General features: G+C 40.4%; 22 protein-coding genes and 1 riboswitch. Of the genes, 5 read left to right on the top strand and 17 right to left on the bottom strand.

Annotated features, from left to right (window positions below; genetic code table 11):
* Positions 1 to 185 precede the first annotated feature (185 nt).
* Both IE339_RS06575 and IE339_RS06570 read right to left on the bottom strand, forming a co-directional pair.
* Complete coding sequence (locus IE339_RS06575) at positions 186 to 1,421, bottom strand: bacillibactin exporter BcbE (protein ID WP_242175032.1); 1,236 nt, start codon at positions 1,419 to 1,421, stop codon at positions 186 to 188.
* A 158-nt stretch (positions 1,422 to 1,579) separates the two neighbouring features.
* Positions 1,580 to 1,861: a hypothetical protein gene (locus IE339_RS06570; RefSeq protein ID WP_242175030.1), complete on the bottom strand. Its 282-nt coding sequence runs from the start codon at positions 1,859 to 1,861 to the stop codon at positions 1,580 to 1,582.
* Between the two features lie 284 nt (positions 1,862 to 2,145).
* Here IE339_RS06570 and cspD point away from each other — a divergent pair, with 284 nt between their 5' ends.
* Positions 2,146 to 2,346: a cold-shock protein CspD gene (gene cspD / locus IE339_RS06565; protein ID WP_041096853.1), complete on the top strand. Its 201-nt coding sequence runs from the start codon at positions 2,146 to 2,148 to the stop codon at positions 2,344 to 2,346.
* A 136-nt stretch (positions 2,347 to 2,482) separates the two neighbouring features.
* A complete protein-coding gene (locus IE339_RS06560; protein ID WP_242175028.1) occupies positions 2,483 to 2,755 on the top strand; it encodes a DUF2564 family protein in 273 nt (90 codons plus the stop codon).
* An 88-nt stretch (positions 2,756 to 2,843) separates the two neighbouring features.
* On the opposite strand, the gene IE339_RS06555 is transcribed toward IE339_RS06560, so the two are convergent.
* Positions 2,844 to 3,035, bottom strand: coding sequence for a zinc-finger domain-containing protein (locus IE339_RS06555; protein WP_285846507.1), 192 nt, complete (start codon positions 3,033 to 3,035; stop codon positions 2,844 to 2,846).
* Between the two features lie 25 nt (positions 3,036 to 3,060).
* Positions 3,061 to 3,714, bottom strand: a complete 654-nt coding sequence (locus tag IE339_RS06550) for a ribonuclease H family protein (RefSeq protein WP_242175026.1) — start codon at positions 3,712 to 3,714, stop codon at positions 3,061 to 3,063.
* A gap of 299 nt (positions 3,715 to 4,013) precedes the next feature.
* On the opposite strand from IE339_RS06550, the gene IE339_RS06545 reads away from it, so the two are divergent.
* Positions 4,014 to 4,415, top strand: a complete 402-nt coding sequence (locus IE339_RS06545) for a reverse transcriptase-like protein (RefSeq protein ID WP_242175025.1) — start codon at positions 4,014 to 4,016, stop codon at positions 4,413 to 4,415.
* Between the two features lie 70 nt (positions 4,416 to 4,485).
* On the opposite strand, the gene IE339_RS06540 is transcribed toward IE339_RS06545, so the two are convergent.
* The 13 genes from IE339_RS06540 to IE339_RS06480 all read right to left on the bottom strand — a co-directional run bounded on the left by IE339_RS06540 (position 4,486) and on the right by IE339_RS06480 (position 17,872).
* The gene (locus tag IE339_RS06540; protein WP_397428585.1) at positions 4,486 to 4,758 is read right to left on the bottom strand and encodes a DUF6123 family protein; all 273 of its coding nucleotides are present in this window, start codon (positions 4,756 to 4,758) and stop codon (positions 4,486 to 4,488) included.
* A 68-nt stretch (positions 4,759 to 4,826) separates the two neighbouring features.
* Positions 4,827 to 5,282, bottom strand: coding sequence for a divergent PAP2 family protein (locus IE339_RS06535; RefSeq protein ID WP_242175024.1), 456 nt, complete (start codon positions 5,280 to 5,282; stop codon positions 4,827 to 4,829).
* A gap of 169 nt (positions 5,283 to 5,451) precedes the next feature.
* A complete protein-coding gene (locus IE339_RS06530; RefSeq protein ID WP_242175022.1) occupies positions 5,452 to 5,829 on the bottom strand; it encodes a hypothetical protein in 378 nt (125 codons plus the stop codon).
* Between the two features lie 82 nt (positions 5,830 to 5,911).
* Complete coding sequence (locus tag IE339_RS06525) at positions 5,912 to 6,751, bottom strand: sulfurtransferase (protein ID WP_242175021.1); 840 nt, start codon at positions 6,749 to 6,751, stop codon at positions 5,912 to 5,914.
* A gap of 33 nt (positions 6,752 to 6,784) precedes the next feature.
* A complete protein-coding gene (locus IE339_RS06520; protein WP_242175020.1) occupies positions 6,785 to 7,543 on the bottom strand; it encodes a nucleotidyltransferase domain-containing protein in 759 nt (252 codons plus the stop codon).
* A gap of 17 nt (positions 7,544 to 7,560) precedes the next feature.
* Positions 7,561 to 11,169 (bottom strand): dynamin family protein, encoded by a 3,609-nt coding sequence (locus tag IE339_RS06515; protein WP_242175016.1) that lies wholly within the window; start codon positions 11,167 to 11,169, stop codon positions 7,561 to 7,563.
* A 330-nt stretch (positions 11,170 to 11,499) separates the two neighbouring features.
* A complete protein-coding gene (locus tag IE339_RS06510; protein ID WP_242175013.1) occupies positions 11,500 to 12,039 on the bottom strand; it encodes an isoprenylcysteine carboxyl methyltransferase family protein in 540 nt (179 codons plus the stop codon).
* On the bottom strand, positions 12,036 to 13,127 hold the full coding sequence (locus IE339_RS06505) for a type III polyketide synthase (RefSeq protein ID WP_242175012.1): 1,092 nt from the start codon (positions 13,125 to 13,127) through the stop codon (positions 12,036 to 12,038). The genes IE339_RS06510 and IE339_RS06505 overlap by 4 nt, the downstream gene beginning before the upstream one ends.
* Before the next feature lie 210 nt (positions 13,128 to 13,337).
* The gene (locus tag IE339_RS06500; protein ID WP_242175010.1) at positions 13,338 to 13,880 is read right to left on the bottom strand and encodes a GNAT family N-acetyltransferase; all 543 of its coding nucleotides are present in this window, start codon (positions 13,878 to 13,880) and stop codon (positions 13,338 to 13,340) included.
* A 392-nt stretch (positions 13,881 to 14,272) separates the two neighbouring features.
* Positions 14,273 to 14,695: an RDD family protein gene (locus IE339_RS06495; RefSeq protein ID WP_242175007.1), complete on the bottom strand. Its 423-nt coding sequence runs from the start codon at positions 14,693 to 14,695 to the stop codon at positions 14,273 to 14,275.
* 204 nt (positions 14,696 to 14,899) lie between these two features.
* On the bottom strand, positions 14,900 to 16,213 hold the full coding sequence (locus IE339_RS06490) for a nucleobase:cation symporter-2 family protein (protein ID WP_242175005.1): 1,314 nt from the start codon (positions 16,211 to 16,213) through the stop codon (positions 14,900 to 14,902).
* Positions 16,210 to 16,806: a xanthine phosphoribosyltransferase gene (locus IE339_RS06485; protein WP_242175004.1), complete on the bottom strand. Its 597-nt coding sequence runs from the start codon at positions 16,804 to 16,806 to the stop codon at positions 16,210 to 16,212. The genes IE339_RS06490 and IE339_RS06485 overlap by 4 nt, the downstream gene beginning before the upstream one ends.
* Before the next feature lie 97 nt (positions 16,807 to 16,903).
* Positions 16,904 to 17,005: riboswitch (purine riboswitch) on the bottom strand.
* A gap of 147 nt (positions 17,006 to 17,152) precedes the next feature.
* Positions 17,153 to 17,872 carry a ThuA domain-containing protein gene (locus tag IE339_RS06480; RefSeq protein ID WP_053399905.1) on the bottom strand — a complete coding sequence of 240 codons (720 nt, stop codon included), beginning with the start codon at positions 17,870 to 17,872 and terminating at the stop codon, positions 17,153 to 17,155.
* A 301-nt stretch (positions 17,873 to 18,173) separates the two neighbouring features.
* Here IE339_RS06480 and IE339_RS06475 point away from each other — a divergent pair, with 301 nt between their 5' ends.
* Positions 18,174 to 19,253 (top strand): Gfo/Idh/MocA family protein, encoded by a 1,080-nt coding sequence (locus IE339_RS06475; protein ID WP_242175003.1) that lies wholly within the window; start codon positions 18,174 to 18,176, stop codon positions 19,251 to 19,253.
* A 44-nt stretch (positions 19,254 to 19,297) separates the two neighbouring features.
* On the top strand, positions 19,298 to 20,269 hold the full coding sequence (locus IE339_RS06470; RefSeq protein ID WP_242175002.1) for a sugar phosphate isomerase/epimerase family protein: 972 nt from the start codon (positions 19,298 to 19,300) through the stop codon (positions 20,267 to 20,269).
* Positions 20,270 to 20,287: the final 18 nt, after the last annotated feature.

Raw genomic sequence — 20,287 nt, 5'->3', positions numbered from 1 at the left:
ATTTTCACGAGACTCCCTCTTTTCAAACGAGTCTTTGCCACTAAGTAGCTGACCTCTATCATAGACAAAAAACACAAAACTTTCCACATAAAAATAAAGGTAATCCAACTCGGTGATTTTAATTTTATTTCACAAAAAAATCCATGTCATGACGACATGGATTTTATCGGTAGATCATTCACTACTCAAACAGGTGCTTTTTTTACTTTTGGTGCAACCTTTTTCGTTTCCTTATCAGGTTTTACAGCAAACCACACGACAATAACACCAACTAAGCTACTATATATAGACGTGTGGAATACAGCTTGATCTGACATTTTAATGAGGAGCGCATATACAGGTGGACCAGCTGCAACACCCACAAATCGCATGGAACTGTAGAGAGACGTAATGGTTCCTCTCTCTTCCTTCTCAATTCCTTCTGTTATAAGAGCATCCAAGCTAGGCAATGCAGCGCCAATTCCAACTCCCCCTACTACTAAAGCAGATAAAAGGAACACGAGGGACATATTGAAAAATAGGAAGATAAATGCTCCAGCTAATAAAAGAAAACCAACAAAAATAGTCCATTTCATTACTTGTTTGTTTTCTCCTAACTTTTTGCCTGCTACAAAAGACGAAATCGATAGAGCTAGAAGCGGGATCGCCATGACTAATCCTTTTTTCGTACCATAAATTCCATGACGCTCCTCTAATATTGTTGATAAGTAAAATAAAATACCAAAAAGGACAAACATGATGATGCCACCTAATAGGAAGATGGCGAGAAGCCAGCGAAGGTTTTTTTTCAACGTCGCTTTTACATTGCGAGCAAATTCTCCAAACTCTTGTACTTCTTGATCTTTTTTCTTCGGTGTTTTGACGAAAAATAACACAAGTACAATTGAAATCGCACACAAGAGAGGAATAAACCAAAAAGGAAGGAACCAAATAAATGAAGCTAGAAAAGCGCCTAAAATAGGACTTAACACTTTCCCAAACGTATTTGCCGTCTCGATAAGTCCTAACCCTTTTGTCACTTCATCTTCATTTTTGAACAAGTCTCCTACACAGGGAATAACAACAGGCATAGCTCCTGCGGATCCGATGCCTTGAATCACACGCCCAACTAAAATAAAAAGATACGGGTTCTCCATTTTCCAAGAAGCAAATCCCGTTATGGCGCCTCCGATCGCAGCCAACAATAAACTTGGAATGATTACTTTTTTTCGGCCAAATCGATCCGATAAATAACCTGCAATCGGAATGAGCAGGATTGCCACAATTGAATACACCGTAATAATCATAGACACTTGAAAAGAGCTGATGTTAAGCGTCTTTTCAATGACAGGTAATACTGGGATAAGCATAGAATTTCCAAGTGTCATGATCAGCGGAACAGATGCTAGCGCAAATAAATCAAGATTTTTCTTTTCTTCCATATGATCCTCCGCCTCACAGAAACGTTCGTTTCTTTTCCTTACTTTTTTCTGTCAAAAGCCCTGCTGTTAGTTTGTGCAGTCGTTCTTCTACTATTCCTTTTCTTCATCAAATTGTTTTCCGACAAAAAAACCTAAGACGAAATCATCTTAGGTTCTTCTCACATTATTTGGTTGCTTTCCCCTTGTTCATTGTACATAAATTGTTTGGTAATGACGTGTTCAACATAAACGGTTGTTAAATCTCGCTTCTTCACTTGCGCTACGATCAAACCTTTAGGATCACCAATGGTAAAGCTTTGTCCATCCTGAAATTGAAACAGTTTTTCACCTAGTGACAATACCCGCTCGTACACATGCTTCGTGGTGTCAGGTGATAAGGAAACATACGGTGACGAAAAGAGCACGATAATTTCTTGATCATTAATCGAAGTTCGATACATTATGAACAGCCCCTTATGGATCTCATCATTTTCTTTTTATTTTACTATAAAAGATGGAAAAGCGTAAGTATCACATCTCCAATAGAGCGCTTACTTAACTTATTATTTTTAATATTTAATATATAAATACGGAAGGTATCTTGACTACTATTGACCGTTATTGTATATTTAAGACAATCATTTACCAAAATATATGTGGAGATTTGTTAAATTTCCTTTTTTAGTAAGTGGTTAAAAAGTTTCCAGTAGCGCTTGTCTACAAGGTAATAGGAGGATTAAGTATTATGCAAAACGGTAAAGTAAAATGGTTCAACAATGAAAAAGGTTTTGGTTTTATCGAAGTTGAAGGCGGAGACGATGTATTCGTTCACTTCACAGCTATCGAAGGCGACGGTTACAAATCTTTAGAAGAAGGTCAAGAAGTTTCTTTTGAAATCGTTGAAGGAAACCGTGGCCCTCAAGCTGCTAACGTAGTAAAACTTTAATCACAAAATCGTATGATTAACGATACACACATATAGGAAGCTCACTATTTATAGTGGGCTTCTTTTTTATTTTACTCCATACATTCGCGTATAGATTCCTAAAAGAAAACCACTCTAAAAGATAGGAGGTGGAAAAATGGACAGACTTCCAAATCAAGATGTTACAACGGGCTATAATGAATTACAGCAGGCCCAAGTATCAATCAAATCAGCTCAAAAAATGATTGGCGCTGCAACGATGAGCATGGATGAAGAACAATTGCAATCAGCAACTGAAGCGCTTAGCCAAGCAAAGCAACAGCTTACTGCTGCGCAAAACCAAGCAACAGGTGTTGATACAGAATTTCTTCAGCAATGTGAACAGCTTTTATCACAATGTGAAACGCAGCTAACACAAGCCAAAAAATAAGACGAAACCTGAAAAAGACCCCCTCTTCTTCTACAGCATATTACGTACTGTTGAAAGCAAGAGACAGGTCTTTTTCTTTTCAATGCGTTCATTTTTTAACGAGCATTTCGCCATATTCTTTAATCTTTTCACCGATCGTACATTGATTAATGCAAAATGACTGCGCATAGTTTTTTCCTTTTTCTTTATTAAACGTTTTTTTCACGAAGCAATCCTCGCAGTAATAATCGAGGAGTTCTGTTACTTCTTGCAATAGTTGTTTTCGATTCACCTTGTTCATCTCCTGCATTATTCTCTTAAAAAGTTTAACGTTCTGCGTGACTGGAAATGTCAATTCCTTGAAGAGCCTGTGTAGCCAATTGATCTGCTTCTTGGTTTTGCTTGCGCGAGATGGCCTCATAAACAGGAGAAATTCCTAGTTTTTGCAGTTTTTCTTCGATTCGATCTAAATAGCGGTTGAATTGGTCCTCAAAGCACGGCCATTCCCCCGAAAGCTGATTAAGTACGACCTGCGAATCTCCGCGAAAGACGACTTTTAAGTGATGAGCACCTAAAAGCTCCAATTGATCGACAACATACAAAAAGGCTGCATACTCTGCTTCGTTATTTGATGTGATTTCCTGAAGCAATTCGTTTTGTCGAATACGAAAATGCTTGCCATTTTTCTTGTAGTAAACCACAATTCCTAATGCTGCAAGCTTCTCCGTCTTATTATATCCACCGTCAAAATACGCGATAATATCATGTGGCTCTGTTTCTACTTCTTTTAAAAGTTTTTTTGCTTCTTTTAACGTCCAGCTTTGCTGCTGCTCATCCACAAATTGAAGCTCTTTCACTCTTCCGGTTCGCTCAAGGTCAGTAGCTAACAATAGAGCAGCATTTGCTTCTAGCCATTCCGAAGTAAAAGAACAACTCTTTCCCTTTGGAGGCTGGTAGTGCCAAATAATTTGAAATTGCATCTCGTTTCCTCCATTTAGTCAATGAATTACTCGCTGTTGCAATACGTCATGTCCAGCACGCTCATCTTCGCTCTTTGTCACATGTTGCATTATCTTACCACTAGTTAAATATTCAAGCAAGTTTTTTGAAATATACGTAGAAGCAACAATTGCTATGACACTTATTATACGTTTTTTTTACTACTTTAACCGATCTTGTCTCACCATCGCTGAGGGATTGATAATATATTCTTTGTTTCCTGCGTTTTTCCTGTTCATTTTGTATAATGGTAACAAGGTAATTTAGAGGAGGAACAAAAATGATTGAAGTATATATTGATGGTGCTAGCGCTGGAAACCCTGGACCATCTGGAATCGGCATCTTCATTAAGGGAGACGGAGGAGCGAAGAAATTTTCGATTCCCCTCGGAATCATGTCGAATCACGAGGCAGAATACCATGCCCTTGTAAAGGCGCTAGAAATTTGTTTAGAGGAAGGCTATCGTACGGTATCATTTCGAACCGATTCACAGCTTGTAGACCGAGCCATTGAGAAGGAATATGTAAAAAATGCTACTTTTAAACCCTTTCTTGAGCGTGCTTTAGCTCTGTCAAAAGAATTTGATTTATTTTTTATGAAATGGATTCCGAGTAGCCAAAATTCCGTAGCAGATGAGCTCGCACGATTAGCTGTACAAAAAAGTAAAGAAAGAGCCGAGTAAAAAAATCATTGAAAAGCCCACTCAAAAAAAGTGGGCTCCCTACTTTACTGCACCATTCAATGGTACAGATTCATATCATACCTTTTTGCTCGAAAAACATTGTTGCCTGTCTACGTGTTTGAATCTTTTCTGCTGTTAAGCTTTCAACGAGAGACATAAAGAAGCTACCGTCAAATTCTCTTTGCATTTTAAGTGTCCACTCAATCGCATAGATGACCACTTCTTCAGAAGCTCCAGCATACTGCTGACCAAATGCAATAAAGCCTCTAGCGTCTTCTTTTAAATGAAAGCCTTTTTCTTCAAGATAAAGAAGATACTCTTCAATTGTTCGTATCGCTTTCACCGTGTCGACCCATCCTTTTTTGAGCATTCCTTCTTTATCTTAGCGCATATTTCGACATTTGGCTACGACTAATCTTCTAAAAAATAACCGAGTGCGCCAATCCCAATTCCAAGCAAAGCGCCTGCTAATACCTCTGCTGGCTGATGGCCCAGCATTTCCTTTAATCGTTGCTCTGTTAGGTCATGAACACCGTGATCTGGCTCTCCTGCTAGCCGTTCAATTTCTTCGTCGAGGGTGTTCACTTTGATCGTAATCTCTCCCGTTTGCCTTCTGATTCCTTGTGCGTCATACATGACAATTGAACCAAAAATCGTCGCTAGCGCAAACTCAATGGAAGATACACCTTTTTTTAGCGCGGTGTAAGTCGCTAGTGAAGAAACACCTGCTGAGTGTGAGCTTGGCATTCCTCCTGTGGCAATCGCTTCTGACCAAATCCATTTGCCGGTTTGCTGCTTCTTAATAGGTATTTTTAATAACTGAGCGATCGTGATGGACGATAATCCAATTAATATTCCATTGTTCACTATCCTCACCTCTTTCTAGTTTGTATCTGTTTGAAGGCGAACAGATGCCTCTTATAACCCTTTTTTACAAACCAACTTGCTTGGAATCGCTGACAACAGCCCAGATATAACGATGGCTCTAGCATATGCTAGAGCCATCGTTGGATCAAAAGAAGCGACTAAGACGATGTTAGCGTTTTTTCTTCTTCTTTTGAGTTTGATTATTTAGTTTCGCAGCTTCTACATCCGCATACGTACCAAACTCTTGGCCGTACTTGCTATTGCTTTGCTGCTTCGATGCTTTTTTACTGCTCACTTGATTGGTGTCAAAAGCAGAACCAAATTCCTGCGTATACTGGTACTGCGTTTTTCCCTTTGTCTTTGACGCTTTTTTCGCCTTTGAGACGTGAGCTTCTGAACCAAATTCTTGATTATATTGGTTCTTTTTGTTTTCTAGCTGTTGGGGATTATGTGCGCTGTGTTCAGATGCAAACTCATTTTTGTACTGATTCAATTTTTCATTGTTTTTACTTTGTGCATTTGCATTTGCTTTTTTTGTTCTACCCATCGCAATCTCCTCCTTCAACTTGCACTCTTTTTTGAGTACACTGTTAGTATGAGTTAAGAAGCGATAAGTATGTTTTGTAAAATTAGCTAAGGTCGGTATCAATTAGGTTTCCTTCATATGTAATCCAATCGCTCCAGCTACCCGGATAGAGCTTCACGTTCGTAAACCCTGCTTCTAAAAGAGCAACAATGTTCGGACAAGCAGTCACACCTGACCCGCAGTAGACAATGATTTCTTTTGTTCGGTCGATATCAGAAAAATGCGCCTGCAATTCTTCCGAGCTTGCCCAGCGTTGCTCACTTTTTAAAATGCCTTTCCAAAACTTATTCCGCGCACCTGGAATATGGCCTGCTTTTGCATCGATTGGCTCTTCTAATCCTTTGTAGCGCCTTTCCTCACGTGAATCAATGACGAGTACGTCTTCGGTCAATAGTTTATTTTTCAGCTCCTCCATATCCACTTTCAGATGATCCTGAACCGTTGGTGTGTAGGATGCTTTTGGATACGATGTGACGTCTTTTGTTACGTCATATCCCGCTTCTTTCCAAGCTTGAAATCCTCCATTCAGCATATACGCCTCCTGATGCCCCACATATTTCATAAGCCAGAAAAACCGTGAGGCCATCGCTCCACCTTGATCATCATACGCAATAACCTTCGTATCATTTGTAATTCCCTGGGCTTCTAAATACGACACGAAATCGTCCACACTAGGAAGTGGATGTCTCCCACCATGTTCAAGAACGGGCGAAGATAATACTTCTTCTAAATGCGCATACACAGCGCCAGGGATATGCGCTTCCTTGTAAACATGAGCTCCCATTGAATGATTTCCTAAATCAAAACGACAGTCCACTACGCGCACAGATGGATCTGATAAAGCAGATTTAACTTTACTTGGCTCTAAAATAAAAGAATGCATCTTTACCACTCCTCTCAGGGAAATCCCCGACTTTTACATTGATTTGTGCTGATTTAATAAGAGTAGATCAATGTCACTACGCATACGTTTTCCTTCTGGAAGCTCCTCTACAATCATCTGTAGATTCTCCATTTGGGAATGGATTCGTTCATGTAAGCATTCATACGTTGACTGACGAACTGGTCGACCTGTTTTTTTACAGCTCTGTAGTTCATCCACCGCTTCTTGTTGTTCCTTATTTAAGGTTAGCATTGAAATCCCTCTAGAAAACGCTACGAGCGGAAGCTGCTTATATGTCTTCATATAATGAAGATAGGAATAAGACCTCACGATATGAAGAAGAATCTTCGTATGTTTATACGAAGGTTCTTTCACTCGTTTTTTCATGTTCGTACGTAGTAGCTGCAGATAATGATACCCGAGCGATTTTAATGAGTAATTATTTTGAATAAGCTCTCGTATCGTCATAGCAAAAGACGTATTTTCGATGTACACCTCGCTTGAAAAGAGCCACTCATAAAGAGATGGATTCGATTTATTTAACAGCTCCATCGCTTTGTATAAATCCCAACCGTGATACTCCACTAATCCTTCATGATGTGTGAGCACTTCTGCTGGTCGGCGCAGCTTCAAGTACTCGCTCGTTTCGTATTTAAAAATAAAGCGCACGTCATAATCACTCTCATTTGTTTGAAGGCCATATGCCCGACTGCCTGCTTCACATGCATATAAAATTGTAACGCTGTGTTCCTTTTCTAACTGTCGAAGCTTCGTTATGATGGTCTTTTTCATACGTGTCCTTTCACAAACTATTGCAGAAGCTGTAGCAAATCCTGCTTCCACTTTTTTAAATGATCTTGATCGATTGGCTGTCTAACAATGTTGCGTAACCCATCAAAGTACTGTATAAGCTCCTCACGCATCTCGCTAAAGTACGCATCACTATACGTATGCCACGTTTGAATATAATCTTTCGCAAACACTTGCTCTTCTTGTTGAAGATACGTTTTTAGCAGCGGCTCTGCTTTTTCTTGAATCGCCGTCTTCATTTTCTCTTTTTCATTTTTTGCAAAAAAGCGCTTGCTGTTTTTATATAATTGAAGAGATGGTTCAAATAATGCTATATCGTCATCAGTAATTGGTGGTGAAAATTCAAACGCTGGAAACGATGTGATCGTTAATCCCTCTGGTTGAAGCGGCATTCCGCTACTCTCCACCTGTTGCAGAAAAACACGATGTCGATCAAATGCTTTTTTAGTTAAAAATTGTTCCATTCGAAGCGTTGTGGCACGAAGCTCCTGCATCGTATCAAACGACATCGCTTCAAGTAGCTCACGTAAGTTACGGGCAAGCTGCTCTTTAATTTTTCCTTTCTCTTCTTTAATCGTAGCTGGGTTAAAGGATTCTCTAAAGAAATCTGAATAACGCAAGAATACGCGTTGATTCACATAATATAAAAGCTCTTTAATTTCCTGGTGAATGACGTCTTCTTTTATTTCTAGACGTACTTCCTCTAAGTTAAGAAGCGACTGCTCTTCTTTTTGAGAAAGGTGTTGTAAGTATCCTTTTTCATCTCGCTGTGCAGCTGTTTGTAGCTCTTCAATTTCATGTATCATATCATGAGCGGTCTTCATGTCCTCGTATGCTGCTTTCATGACAATTTCGCGCAGTTCATTTTCGATAAAATGATAAAAACGTTGCTTAAAGTCAACAAACTTAGGGTTCATCTCGTCTTGAAGAGCTTCTAAGCTTGAGATTGGAAAAAGACGTGGGAAACGAATACCGTATTGCGTCAGCTGATCGTGCACATAGCGGATAACCGTATTTAATTCTTCTTTTGAAGACGCAAGGTCTGCGGCGTTAATTAAGAAAAACATTTTATCGAGTGAGAACAGATCCTTCACACGACCTAGCTGAATTAAAAATTCCCGGTCAGCTTTCGAGAATGCATGATTGTAATACGTAACAAATAATACAGCATCTGCGCTCTTAATGTAGTTAAACGCTACCCCTGTATGCCTCGCATTAATTGAATCCGCCCCTGGTGTATCCACAAGGGTGATTCCTTTTTGAGTAATCGCACAGTCATAAAACAGCTCAATCATCTCTACGAAGCACGCTTTATATTCTTTGGCCACATAGTCACCGAATTCGGCTAACGTAATCTGAAGACTCTTTCCAAGGTGAGCGGAAACCGCTTTGTATCCCTTTTGAACCGCTTGAAGGAACGACAAATGTAGTTTTTTCTTCGCATCGACGTTTGGATTTGTTCTTTCAACTTCTGCTATAGCTTTTAGCGCCTCTTCCATCGTTGAGACGTCATATTGGAAAAAGCGTAGAGACAGCTTTAGCTCTGTTAACAAAGCCGCTTCCGTTTTTAACGTTACCTGAACGGTTTGGTGCGGATGATCAGGTGTTGGGGGGACAATTTTATTAATTGTCGCCGTCGTTGGATTTGGCGATACAGGAAGCACAGACTCTCCGATTAACGCATTTGCAAACGATGATTTACCAGCACTAAAAGCACCGAATAAAGCGACTGTAAAGGACTGATTTTGCAAGTTTTCCTTCCGCTTTTTCATTTGCTTTTGAATCGAAGAAAGTTGTTCTAAAACACCCGTTACTTCAATTGCTTGATCAAGCGCAAGTATCGTTTGTTCAACGGTACGTTCAGTCGTACTAACTGTGATGGGCGCTTCGCTCACTTCAAACGTTTCCCCACTTATATCGACCGCTTGAACCTGCTCCTGCTGTTCGGCAGAAGCCCACTGAAACTGCTCTTGAATCATCTGATGAATTCGCTCATCAGATGGCGCTTTCGGATGCTCTTTCATTAGGTTACCGAGCGCCTGCTCTGCTTCACGCAACTCTTTTCGCTGTTGTTCTAGCAGTTGACTGGCTCTTTCATACTCTCCTTTTGCCTGCAGCTCTGTACGCTCACTCGCTAAACGTTCTTCTTCGTTAGACGACCATTTTACAAGCGCATCTGTTAAAAAGGCTGTACTCTCACGCTCTGCTTGCTTTCGAATCTCTGTCATCACATCATTTGTATAGACAAGAACGTAATCACCTGATAAGACCGCTCCCGTTTTAACGAGCTGTGCAAGCATTTCTTTTGAGAACGAAACCGAAAAGGCCTCTGCTCGGTCTTTTAAATCACTACTTTGAAGATCAAATTTTTTAAGCCAACCCGTTAGATACTGTCTGACGTGCCAGTCAAGCTGAGCGGTTACCTGCTCTTGTAGAGAAGCGTAGAAGGCATCCAAGCGCTCTATCCGTTCTTGCTCTGTTTTTTTCTTAGAAAAAAGAAGCCCTACTTTAAACCCTGGCTGCATACTTTCAACAAAAGCACGCGCAAGCTCACGGATGGGATACGTCATAATATTAGCATTCTCAATAATCTTTTTGGACTCTGTGCGGAACACTTTTTCCATCACGTCTTTTTGCTCCGTGCCACTCTTTCTTGCTTCTTCCATTGCTTTTAATCGTTCAATAATTAACGCAGTATCATTCGTGTTTGCTAATTCTTCTGTCATTTGTTCAATATACAAATCGGCCTTTCGCTCAACGAATTGAATGTGATCATCGATAAGCGTATGAAGAGCTGCGCGTATGCTACTCTCTGCACCGTTTTGGTGTTCTTGTACAACACCGCTTATAAAACGTTTAACGTCAGCAAGCTGATTTCCTGGATACTCCGGCTTTTTAATCGACGTATAAAAAATGCCGTCAGGATAGACGTTCCAATTAGCAAAGGAGGAACTAACCGCATGTTGAAACGATGCGAAGCTTAATTCACTATCACGATGCTTATCAATTTGGTTAATAATTAAATACACGCGCTTTCCTTGCTCTTTCAAACGTTTGGTAAATTGAAAGTTCAGTTCAGACTGTACATGATTATAATCCATCACATAAAAAATAACGTCTGCTAGATGTAGGGCAGACTCTGTCGCAATGCGGTGAGCATCATCTGTTGAATCAATACCTGGTGTATCCATGACCACCACATCTTTTGGAAGTAGATTAGCGGATACCGAAAGATGAACCTCGCTAATTTCATCTCCTAGTTTGCAAAATTGCTTAATCTTTTCAAAATCATACGGAGCCGGATAGCGAACAGCTTCTCCGTTTGTATAATGAATCGTTGCATGCTCCTCTCCTCCTTGAACGGAAACGAGGTTTGCACTCGTTGGAATCGGACTTGCAGGCAACAAAGAATGCCCAACGAGCTCATTGATCATGCTTGATTTTCCTGCTGAAAAATGGCCGCAAAAAGCCATAACAAATTGATTTTTTATCCACTTTCTCAATAACTGAAGAACTTTTTGTGCGTTCTCATAATCTCCCTCTTGTTCAAAGCGTTCGTAAAGCGCTGTCAGAAGACCTGTAAGTTGCTGATGTTTTGTCTCTACCATGACGTATTCCCCTTTATATCCCGATGATAGTTCTATTCTACTTGATTATGTGCGCTTTTTCACTGAAAAGTACAAAAATTATTAACCACTAATAAAAAAGGATCTAACGGCTATTCCGCTAGATCCTTTTGAACTTACATGTATATTAAGATGCTTTTTGGACTTTTTCAATGTTTTTTAATACGTACGTCATAACCGCCGTACACGCAACGATCGTACCGCCTACAAATAAACTGACCATCATTGTCACCCCGTTCTTCTCATTGATAGTGAGAATCTTTATCATTGACTTTATGTTATCACGAAAGATAATCATTTTCAATTAGAATTTTAGATTTTTTTCATTCCATTCACTGCATCTTCATAATTCGTGTGCATTTTTAGCGCTTCTTCCTCAGCAGGAATGCGAATAGAGAGGACAAATAAATTCAGCAGTGTGAATAAAACAAGCGTTGCATAAGCTTGAAAAAGAAGCGGAATGAGAATAAATTCGACTGCGACGATAATATAATTGGGATGCTTTACGTATTTATACGGACCTTTCATTTCAATCGATGCTTGCGGCAACACGATAATTTTGGTATTCCAATACTTCCCGAGCGACGATATGACCCATAACCGTAAAAGCTGTGTAAGAACGAACGCTCCTAACACCCATTTCCATGTAGAAAACAGATCACGTTGAAAATAGTCCACCTCACCAATTAAACAAAGAAAAAAACCACAATGTAATAGAACAAGCCATTTGTAATGCTCTTTTCCTGCCTCAATCGCTCCCTTAGACTTCATCCACTTTTCGTTTCGCTTCGCTACGACCAACTCACTAAGGCGCTGCACAATAACAAGTACTAAAAACAAATAAAAAATCATGCTTCCCACCTCATTAATACAAGTTCAGAGCTAAAGCCTGGCCCTAATGCTGTTAATAAACCATACTCATTTTCTCGAATATCGTCTCTCATAAAACGGTCTAACACATATAAAACAGTCGCAGACGACATATTTCCATGTTCATGTAAAACATCTGCTGAATGCTGAATCATCTGCGCGGTAAAACCTAGTGAATCGACATAGGCATCGAGAACTTTTTTTCCGCCAGGATGAGCAATAAAATGCTTCATATCTGTCGTATGTAACGAATGCTTGCTCAAAAATTTTTCAACCTGCATCGGGAGCCAGCTACCTATGATGGTTGGAATATCTTTTGAAAACACAACGTAGAGTCCTTCATCCTTCACATCCCACCCCATCACATCCTCGGAGTTCGGCATTAGAGTAGATTGTGTATCAACCATGCGTGGTACAGTCGATAATTTCCCCCACATACGCGTATCGACTTCCTCCCCCACTACGAGCGCGCACGCCACGCCATCTGCAAATAAGGAGGTGCCAATCAAATTACTTTTTGAGCGGTCGTTTCTTTGAAAGGTCAGACTGCAAAGCTCTACGGATAAAACGAGTACCTTTGCTTTTGGAAATGCCGTGCAATATTCATGTGCACGCGCTAAGCCAGATGCTCCTCCTGCACAGCCTAGCCCCCAAATGGGTATGCGCTTAGTGTGAGGTGAAAAAGGTAGCTCATTCATGATTCTCGCCTCAATGCTAGGCGTTGAAAGCCCCGAGGTGGAAATGAAAAAAATTGCCTCGATTTCTTCATAAGGTACGTTTTCCATTAAATATGTATGACTTGTTAAGCAAGAAACAATGGCTTGACTGCCTAACTGAACAGCCTGTTCAATATACGCATCGTTTTTTTCAGCAAAAGAATGATCGGTTTGAAACCAAGACATTCCTTTTGCAAAGTTTCGCTGCTTGATTTGTCCATTCGAAAACACCGTTAATAAACGGTTAATATCTCGGAAGCTTTCACTGAACAGTTCTTGTGCAAATTCAACGGTTTGATCCTGAGTGAGTAAAAATTGGGGAGACGCCGTTCCAACTGACATAACTTTCGACATGTTCATCACCTCAAAAGAAAATCCTTGTTCTATTTTCAAGCTATAGGAATTTAATGGTTATATCGTTTGTTATTTTTTCAGAGGTTATGCAATGAACATAATAAAAAAACTTTCCCGTTTTCGGGAAAGTCTATGTTTTGAAGGAGTATGTTTGTTGTGCACCTTTATTATAACGCATCTTTCTTCTTTTTAAATCAACAAAATCTGGAATCAAAAAAAGACGGACATATAAATTTCATCTACGTACTGACCGTTAATGAATGCCTGTTCTTTGAACACACCCTCTTCTTGAAAGCCCACTTTTTCATAAAGCGTTTTGGCTACAGGGTTAGACGCAAACACTGTAAGACTTAGCTTATGAAGGTCGTTCGCACGACACCAGTTAAGCGTATATTCCATAAACTGCTTGCCAATGCCCATTCCTTGCGCCTTCGAGACAAGCCACGTACGGAAAAGGCCTGTACGGCGCTTCATTTTTATTTCTCCGCGTAATACACGTGCAATGCCGACAATTTCTCCTTCTACTTCCGCGACCACATACATGTGACCTTCTTCGATCACTTTTTCAATAAAGCTTATTTCTTCTTCAAGCGTACGCGGGTGATCCTTTTGAATAAATTCACCTGCATTAATGATTTCCCTTACTGCTTCTGTTATATATTGAGCGTCACGTTCAATTGCTGGACGAATCGTAACGCGTTTTCCATTTTTCGCTTCAAATGTAACAGTTGGATTTTTTGTTGTAATGGTCATCCCTTTCACTCCTTTGACGTACATTCATGTTGTATGTTTAGTTTTTTCCGTGTGCTTTTTTTTATCCGATAAATCAAGCAGCTACGCAATTATCTGCATGCTAAAGTTTAGACGGAAATCATTATTCTTACATACTTAGCACAGAATTTCAAATGTTATCTTTTGATCTTATATTTTTACACAATTTGCACGATTTGACATTGTATTGAATGCGTCATAAATCAAAGCGAACCTAAACACAAGGGATGAAACGTTAAAAAAGCAAGGAAGACTGAAGCACTCTTTAATAAAAAAAGCCCCACTAAAAAGAGCTTTTAGTAAAGGCTTCTCCTGATTTATTTTTGTCTAGCGTTTTAAAGCCGTCTAAAAGGAAGCGGTTGTTCCTTTCCCATTCATTCACCTGGTCGGTTATACGTTACATACGTGCCTGCAATTAGATCATGAATGCTCCGTTTATCTTCTCGAATCCCTACCATAATCCCGCTCACAATGGCCGCAATCCCTAACGTAATGGCATAAATAAATGCACCGCATAATACCCTAATGACCATCGTACCAATTCTTACATCTTCACCATCTATTTTCACAATACGAATGCCGCACACTTTCTTTCCTACCACGTACCCTCTCCAATAAACAGGTAGAAAAATTCCGTATAAGGCACTGAGAAGATTAATCCACCCATCTCCAGAAGAATTATCAATATCTCCTGTAATGACGAATGACAAAATGCTCAGTGGAATTCCAATCACGAGCCCGTCTAAAAGAGCAGCCCCCAATCGAATCCAAAAACCAGCTGGGTTATGAATATCCATCTTATACGTCCCCCTTTTTATACGTTTAAAATCATCGTATATATGTAACATATTCCTATGACAAGTCATTTAGAAATCCTGTCGAAAATGTTAAAGAAAAGGTGACATAGAACCGGCCGCACAAAAAAGCCACCTGAATCTCTTCTTATTGGACAAGAAGAAATGCAAATGGCTTTTGACATACATATAAAATTAGAAAGTACTTTACGAAATACGCTGAGTAGATGATGAGAGAACACTAACTTTTTCACGTTCGCTCTTTTTGCTCACTGAAACATTAAAAATTAAGTTCAACACGATCGCCGTAATACTACCAGCGACAATTCCATTTCCCGTAAGGATTTGGAGAGCGGTTGGAAACTTAGCGAATAGATCGGGAACAACCGTTACACCTAAGCCCATTCCAACAGAACAAGCAATAATTAATAAATTTTCTTGTGAGGCAAAGTTGACCTCACTAAGCATTTTAATCCCGTACGCTACAACCATTCCAAACATCGCGACCATCGCACCGCCAAGAACAGGGTGAGGAATGATCGTAGTGATTGCCGCAAGCTTCGGTAAGAAGCCTAACACAATAAGCATACCGCCCGCTGTTGCAATAACTTTACGTGATTTCACGCCTGATAGTTGAAGTAATCCAACGTTTTGTGAGTAGGTCGTGTATGGAAAAGCATTAAACAGACCTCCAAAGAGAATCGCTAAACCTTCTGCACGATACCCTCTTGCTAAATCATCTTCGTTGATTTCTTCCTCACATATATCACTTAAAGCAAAATAAACGCCTGTTGATTCCACTAAGCTTACAATGGCAACGAGCACCATCGTTAAAATGGCCGTAACGTTAAACGTCGGAAAGCCAAAATGAAAGACTTCAGGGAGATGAAGCCAAGACGCCTCTTTCACAGGTGTAATATCAACCTTCCCCATAAAGGCCCCTACAATCGTTCCGCCTACTAGACCAATCAAAATGGCAACGGAGCGAACAAATCCCTTGAAAAAACGAAACAGTAAAATGATGAATAAAAGAACGCCAAACGCAAGTCCGATATTGCTTAAACTCCCAAAATCGCTTGCTCCTTCTCCACCAGCCATATCTTTCATTGCAACAGGAATAAGTGTGATCCCGATAATCGTGACAACTGATCCTGTCACAACAGGAGGAAAGAATCGCACAAGCTTCCCAAAGAATTTAGCAAAGATCGTGACCAAAATACCTGCTGTAATGATCGAGCCGTAAATGGCAGATACGCCGTACGACTGTCCAATTGAAATCATTGGTCCCACTGCTGTGAACGTACAGCCTAATACAACCGGAAGCCCGATTCCAAAAAACTTATTTCGCATTACTTGCAGCAGAGTTGCGACACCACACATCATTAAATCAATGGCCACAAGATACGTAAGCTGTAGGGACGTTAACCCGATTGCTCCCCCGACAATCAGGGGCACAATAACGGCACCTCCGTACATCGCGAGAACATGCTGAAAACTTAGCGATAACGTTTTTCCATTCATACGCCAACCTCCTCGATTTGTTCGGTTGCAAATGTAACTTTATTGTTTGCAAGTGATGAAACACGTGCTAGCGAGTAGACATTTACTCCTTGTTCGCGCAGCTGCTTACCACCATCTTGGAATGCTTTCTCAATGACAATCCCAATTCCAGCCACTTTGGCATTCGCTTGTTTCACCAATTCCATTAATCCAAAGGCTGCCTGACCGTTTGCTAAAAAATCATCAATGATGAGGACCGTATCGTCTTCTGAAATAAATTTATCCGCAATTGATATTTCGTTTTCCTCTTGCTTCGTAAACGAGTATACCTTTGCTGTTAAAAGCCCGTCTTGAAGCGTTAACGATTTGCGTTTTCTGGCAAAAATCATTGGCACTTCAAGGTGAAGTGCCGCCATAATAGCTGGGGCGATCCCGGAAGATTCAATCGTTAATACTTTTGTAATGCCCGCGTCCGCAAAGTAAGTGGCGAACTCCTTTCCCATCTCCTGCATTAAGAATGGATCCATTTGATGATTTAAAAACGTATCCACTTTTAAAACAGTATTAGACAACACAATTCCTTCTTCAACGATTTTATTTTTTAGTAATTCCATTTTCGTCACCTTACCTTTCATCCCATACAAAAAGGGCGTTGTTTTACTCAAACATGAGTAAAACAACGCCCTCGACTATTTGTGATCAATAAAATAGCGATATGCATCGTTTACTCATAGTCAAATCGTTTACGGTGATTTGGTAGAAACTTGCGGGCCATATTCCCGCTATTATATGAGTACAAATTGTTTATTGAATTAGTTGCATTATATCACCTAAGGCGGAAGTTGGAAAGACATTTTCAAACAAATACCGAACAATATAGAATATTTTTATGGAAAATATTTGTTTTTAGACCTATAAAAAAAAGAAAGCTTTGCTCAGCTTCCTTTTTTTATATTGCTATTATCGTTGAGGTACCGCTTCTAAAGGCTTTGCATTTCCGAAAACCGGGCGCTTGTTTGTTGATGGTGCTGCCCATTTCACCGCGTTTTCAATCACTTTTAAAACGTCTTTATTGTGATAAGTTGGGTATGTTTCATGACCTGGACGGAAGTAAAAGATTTTACCGTTACCACGCTTGAACGTACAGCCACTTCTGAATACTTCTCCACCGGTGAACCAGCTTACAAGTACCACTTCATCAGGAGCTGGAATATCAAAGAACTCGCCGTACATTTCTTCCTGAGGAAGCTCAATGTATTCGCCAATTCCTTCAACAATTGGATGAGAAGGATTAACGACCCACAAACGTTCCTTATCATCTGCTTCACGCCATTTCAAATCACAGCTTGTTCCCATTAGACGTTTGAACACTTTTGAGAAATGTCCTGAGTGAAGAACAATAAGCCCCATTCCGTCTAATACACGCTGTACGACTTTTTGAACAATCTCTTCTTCTACTTCATCGTGTGCAATATGACCCCACCATACAAGCACATCCGTCTTTTCTAGCACTTCATCTGTTAAGCCGTGTTCTGGTTCATCGAGAGTTGCTGTCTTAGTAGAAATACCCTGTTCCCCTAGGTAAGACGCAATCGCCGCGTGAATACCTTCTGGATAAATTTCACGTACCTTTTCATTCTTCTTTTCATGACGATATTCGTTCCAAATTGTTACGTTCATTTCTTCATCCCCTTGATTGTTTAGTAAAAGTAAATTCTTCTTTTAACCTATTAAAACCGCTCAATTTACCTATCCTACAGTGAAAGATTTCCCTTGTAAAAACGTTTGAGTAAACGTTTTAGTAACAGGCAGGAAATTTTCCCCTTGAAAAGCAACTATGTATAATTATATCATAGAGTTATAGAAAGGGCTTTCAAGATCGAATTTTCAGATTAAAGAAGGTTATACCTGCATTCTCTCATGACTTATACAACTTGACAAGTACTATCCCGTTTTTTAGCAGGTAAAAGGAGATGACCATATGATTAAACTAGGAATGATCGGTGCCGGTGGAATTGCGAGGGGTGCTCATGCACCTGCACTAAAAGCATTGGAGGATCAAGTGAAGGTCGTCGCAATTTCAGACTTGAATGAAGCGGCAACCGAAGAACTTTCTTTATTATTCCCTGAAGCGAAAACGTTTACGGATTTTCATGATTTATTAAATGAAGACCTTGATGCGGTCGTTGTGACAACCCCTAATTTTCTTCACTTCTCAATGGCAAAAGCGGCCTTAGAAGCAGGCAAGCACGTGTTATGTGAAAAGCCGCTTGCGTTAAATGAAGACGAAGCGGCTCAGATGGTTCAGCTTGCAAAACAGCAGGGGAAAATTTTAATGACCGCTTTTAATAACCGTTACCGCGATGATATTCAGTACTTAAAATCGTTCATCAACGAAGGAAAAACCGGTCCAATCTATCACGCAAAATGCGGTTGGATCAGACGATCAGGCATTCCTGGCTGGGGCGGATGGTTTACAAATAAAGCGTTGTCTGGTGGCGGGCCTCTTATTGATCTAGGAGTTCATATGCTAGACATTACGCTCTATTTATTAGGAGACCTTGAGATTACAAGCGTTACAGGTCAAACCTACCGCGCATTTGGTGATAAGAGCACCTCTCGTGCTTGGGGCGTTGCAAATGCAAGCGGAACATTTGATGTAGAAGATTTTGCGAGCGCCTTTATTCGTCTTGAAAACGGATCCACTATTACGCTTGATGTTAGCTGGGCAGCGAACGTGGAAGAGGAAAAGGTATTTATGCAGCTTTACGGTGAAAAAGCCGGCATTCAGCTTGAAAACGGAAAGCCATTAAAGATTTTCAGCGAGCAGAATGGTATTTTAGAAGATACCGAGCCAAAAGTGATGTTTGATGATCCAAAGGCCCGTCGCCAAATGTGGGCTCACTTTATCGAGTGTATTAAAACAGGCAAAGAGCCGATCTCAAGTGGAGAAGCTGGACAGCGTATTAATCGAATTTTAGACGCGATCTATGTATCTAGTGAAAATGGCAAAGAAGTGTCTCTGCAAGGAAATGAAGATACACCTGAAGTAACCGCATAAAACGAACGCAAAGATTATGACAACCAACAAGGAGTGAGGGAGAAATGAAATTAGGCGTGCTAACGGTATTGTATCAAAACCTTCCGTTTGAGGAAGCGTTAGACCGAATCAAGGAAAAAGGGCTTCAAACGATTGAACTTGGTACAGGAAACTACCCGGGAAATCATCATTGCAACCCTTCTATTTTATTGGAAGAAGCAGAAGCATTAAAGACGTTTCAACAACAAATTCAAGACCGAGGCCTTGAAATTAGCGCTTTAAGCTGCCATGGGAATCCGCTTCATCCCAATCAAGAAACGGCTAAGAGTGCCCATGATACGTGGCGGGATACGGTTCTGCTTGCTGAGAAGTTAGGACTTGATACAATCAACTTATTTTCAGGATGTCCGGGCGATTCCGTGCATTCAAAACATCCAAACTGGGTTACTTGCGCATGGCCACCTGATTACCTAGAGATTTTAGACTGGCAGTGGAACGAACAGCTCATTCCTTATTGGAAAAAGGAAGCGGCCTTTGCTCGTGAACACGGCGTAACTAAAATTGCGTTTGAAATGCACCCAGGGTTTATGGTGTACAATCCGGAAACACTTCTACGTCTTCGTGAAGCGGTCGGGCCAGAAATTGGCGCAAACTATGACCCTAGTCATCTTGTGTGGCAAGGAATGGACCCTGTTGAAACGATTAAGCTTCTCGGAAAAGCCGGTGCGATTTTCCACGTTCATGCAAAAGATACATATGTGGATCAAACGAACACAGCCAAAAATGGTGTACTTGATACAAAAGCATATGATCAATTTATGGACCGCTCCTGGTCATTTAGAAGCGTTGGATATGGAATGGACGAAAAGAAATGGAAAGACATCGTCTCTACGCTGCGTATGATTGGATATGATGGTGCAATCAGCATTGAGCACGAAGATGGGCTAGCTTCTGTAGAAGAAGGGTTTTCAAAAGCCGTTGATACGCTCAAGCGTGCCCTTTTCTTTGAAAAACAATCTGAGATTTGGTGGGCATAAAAAAACAAGGGGCCAAAA

The organism is Priestia koreensis (assembly GCF_022646885.1).
Taxonomy (GTDB): domain Bacteria; phylum Bacillota; class Bacilli; order Bacillales; family Bacillaceae_H; genus Bacillus_AG; species Bacillus_AG koreensis_A.
This window is presented reverse-complemented; position numbering and strand designations above follow the sequence as displayed.